General features: G+C 64.5%; 5 protein-coding genes. 2 read left to right on the forward strand and 3 right to left on the reverse strand.

The features are described from left to right. Positions 1-112 precede the first annotated feature (112 nt). A complete protein-coding gene (locus WBV89_RS06125) occupies positions 113-658 on the forward strand; it encodes a TetR/AcrR family transcriptional regulator (protein WP_423980452.1) in 546 nt (181 codons plus the stop codon). 166 nt (positions 659-824) lie between these two features. On the opposite strand, the gene WBV89_RS06130 is transcribed toward WBV89_RS06125, so the two are convergent. Beyond that, on the reverse strand, positions 825-1,382 hold the full coding sequence (locus tag WBV89_RS06130) for a dihydrofolate reductase family protein (RefSeq protein WP_423980453.1): 558 nt from the start codon (positions 1,380-1,382) through the stop codon (positions 825-827). A gap of 135 nt (positions 1,383-1,517) precedes the next feature. Next, on the reverse strand, positions 1,518-1,949 hold the full coding sequence (gene arr / locus WBV89_RS06135; RefSeq protein WP_423980456.1) for an NAD(+)--rifampin ADP-ribosyltransferase: 432 nt from the start codon (positions 1,947-1,949) through the stop codon (positions 1,518-1,520). Between the two features lie 139 nt (positions 1,950-2,088). Between arr and WBV89_RS06140 the strand changes: the two genes are divergently transcribed. Beyond that, positions 2,089-2,685 carry a TetR/AcrR family transcriptional regulator gene (locus WBV89_RS06140; protein WP_423980454.1) on the forward strand — a complete coding sequence of 199 codons (597 nt, stop codon included), beginning with the start codon at positions 2,089-2,091 and terminating at the stop codon, positions 2,683-2,685. A 37-nt stretch (positions 2,686-2,722) separates the two neighbouring features. Here WBV89_RS06140 and WBV89_RS06145 read toward each other — a convergent pair. After that, positions 2,723-3,304: SRPBCC domain-containing protein (locus WBV89_RS06145; RefSeq protein WP_423980455.1), on the reverse strand; the 582-nt coding region annotated here is incomplete at its 5' end.

Raw genomic sequence — 3,304 nt, forward strand, 5'->3', positions numbered from 1 at the left:
GCTGGCGGCTTCGGCGGTGAGCGTCGTCATCGTGGTCTCCGTGTCATTGAAAGGCGGATGTGTAGTGACTGCTACACACCGTACTCGTAGTGATCGCTACAATCAACCTCGAATGGGACACAAGCACACGAAAGACGAGATCCTCATGGGTGCGCTCGACACCGCCTTTCGTGATGGTCTGAGCCAGTTGTCGTTCGGCCGCGTCGCCAAACACCTCGGCATCAACGATCGAACCGTCGTCTACTACTTCCCGACCAAGACCGACCTGATCACCGAAGTGCTTGTCGCCATGGGCATGCAGCTCCAGGCAACACTCGCCCCTGCCTTCAGCACCCGCGTTGCCGACCACCTGGAACTCCTCCAAGTGGCGTGGCCAATCCTGGCCACCGCCGAAGCCGACCCGGTCTTCGCACTGTTCTTCGAGGCAAACGGACTCGCCGTGACCGGCCTCGAACCGTATGCGACGCTGCTCCACGACCTTGTCGCCGCATGGATTGCCTGGGCGAAGGAGTTCATCGACGGCAACGACGATCACCGACAAGTCGAAGCCGAGACCGCCATCGCACTGATCGACGGACTGCTCCTGTTCCGCCAACTCGCGGGCCCGGCCGCCGCTCAACGCGCCGCCCGACGGCTCGGCATCACCGCACCCAACTGACAGTCAGGACGACGCGACGAACGCGAGCGACGCCGCCTATCTATGGTGCGCTCCCGGCGGTCCGGACCCCGCTCCATAATCCCGCAGCCCTGGTGGTGATGACGACTTTGGCTGAACTCGTGAGAGCGGCAGATGCTGCGCACGTCAAGCAGATCAGCGAGCTATGTCAGTGGGCGCGTCGATAGTGCATGGCGACTGCGCCGCATCGGAGCGGATTCGCCGAGACCAGCTCGAGCCGTCGGGTGCTGCGCAGCCCGCTCTCGTGCAGGGTCGGGCCGTGACCGGCGATTCTGGGGTGGATGACGAGCCGGTACTCGTCGATCAGATCCAGCCGGTCCAGCTCGGTCGCGAGTTTGCCGCTACCGAGGAGCACGCCGGCCGGGGTCGCGTCCTTGAGTGCCTGCACGCCTGTGCGAAGATCCCCGGCGATGTGGTGGCTATTGGTCCACGGGAAGTCTGATCGTGTCGACGACACCACGTACTTCGGTTTAACCTCCAGCTTGACCGCCCACTCGCGCATCGCCGGCGGCGCCTCCTCGTCGCCGCGAGCGACCGTTGGCCAGTAGCTCTCCATCATCTCGTAGGTGACGCGGCCCCAGAGCATCGCCCCGCTTTCGTCCATCAGGCGAGTGAAGAGCGCGTGTGTCTCTTCGTCGGCGATTCCCTCCTGATGATCGACGCAGCCGTCCAGCGTGACGTTGATGCTGAAGGTCAGGACACCCACGCCGCGAGCTTAAGTTGTGACTGAACATGGGACAACGAGCGGCCGCCCCGCGCCTGCCGGCGCAGAGTGCCGTTTGCGACCTCCACGCTCCCACCGCACCGGGCAACGGAAAGCTGTCGATGTTATGTTCGGTTCTCAGTCCTCGATGACGTCGAGGCCCTGCTCACGCAGGCGCACGATGTTGTCGATCATTCCCTGGAGCACATCAGGGCTGTGACGATCCCAGATCCCCACTTCGTCGATGATGCGCATCGGGTGCCGGGTTCGGTAGGACTGGGTGACGTTGCCGGGGAACTTCTTGTCGGTGACGTTGGGGTCGTCTTCGAACGGACCGGTCGGCTCGACGACATAGACGCGGCCGCGCTCATCGCTCCCGGCGAACGCTGTCGCCAACTCGGCTGCCCAGACGGCTGGTTCGAGCAGTGCGGCGAAGTAGACGTGGTTGGCAACGCGTCCGTCGTGGTAGTTCGAGAGGTGACCCGCTACGAGCAGATCGCCGGGATCCAAGGCGACCTTCGTGCCGTGGAAGAACGGTCCGATGATGTGATCGCACTGCTCGAACGTCACCGGGACGAGGTCGGTGTCGCTTGCCTCCGCGATCGCGTCGGCGATCGTCTTGGTCCGGTGGTGATGATCGTGACCGTTCACACTGCGCTCCGTGGGTATTGAGGTGGACTTCTGTAAGTGGAGGAATATACTCCGTTTCGTGACTCATGTCGACACCCCTTCGAACGACCCGACCATCCGAGCGGACGCTCGACGAAACCGCCGAGGACTCCTCGACGCTGCGATCGAACTGATCCTCGACATCGGGGGCGAACCGTCGCGCGATGCCATTGCTCAACGAGCCGGAGTGGGGATCGCGACCCTGTACCGGCACTTCCCTGACCGACAGGATCTCCTGCGTGCGGTCGTGCTCGATGTCCTCGACCGTACGGTCGAGGAGGGCAACACCGTCCTCGCCGAGTCCGCCACCGGGAGCGAGGCGTTACGCAGGTACTTACATGCAACCGTCGACATCGGCCTGGGGGCGCTCAACATCATTCACCCGCTCCTGGACGACGTGTCCTGGCCCGACCGGCACGGCGCCGCACATGACCTGCTCGACCGGCTGATCGACGCCGCTCGACACGACGGCGCCATCGACGACGACGTCACCGCCACCGATATCGCACTCGCGACGATCCGGTTCTGTCGACCCTTGGCGATCGGTCTCGATCCCGCGGCCGAACGAGTCATCGCACACCGACAACTCGACAGCTACCTCGACGGACTCATGCTGCGCCGCGATCGGACGGCCTGAACCGCCACGGTGTCAGCGATCACGCCGTCGATGGCGATCAGGCAAGGGCGGCGTCGAGGCGGGCGTAGCTGGTTTCCATCCCGTTGACCATGCCGGTGTCGAGGATCATGTCGCGGACCTCCGCGCTCGGGTAGGTGATGACGAGACTCAACAGTGTCCCGTCGTCGCGCGAGGTGAGGGTCATCTCGTTGGTGGTGCCCGGCCCTTCGACGCCGATTATGCGTTCAGTCGTGACCGCACGATGCGGCGGGTCGGATTCGAGCAGTTCTCCCTCGAAGCCGAAGCGCCCAGGCTCACCGTTCGTCGAGGCGTCGCCGGGCTCCCATTCGTAACGGTAGGTGGCGCCGATTTCGCCGGCCACTTCGCACACGGGCATGGTCCAGCCGTCGGGGCCGAGCATCCATTGCTGCACCAGCTCGGGGTCGTGGTGGGCTCGCCACACCTGCTCGACGGTGCCGCGGATGAGGCGCGAGACGCGCACCTGGGTGTCGGACAGGATCCGGTGTTGGGTGCCGCTGCCGGCGGCGAACGATGCGAGATCAGCGAGCACCTCGTCGATCTGGCCCATTGCCGACGCCATCCCCTCCTCCATCCCCATGCCGAGGAGCTGTTCGAGCTG

Origin of the sequence: Ilumatobacter sp., from assembly GCF_049588435.1 — a bacterium.
GTDB lineage: Bacteria > Actinomycetota > Acidimicrobiia > Acidimicrobiales > Ilumatobacteraceae > Ilumatobacter_A.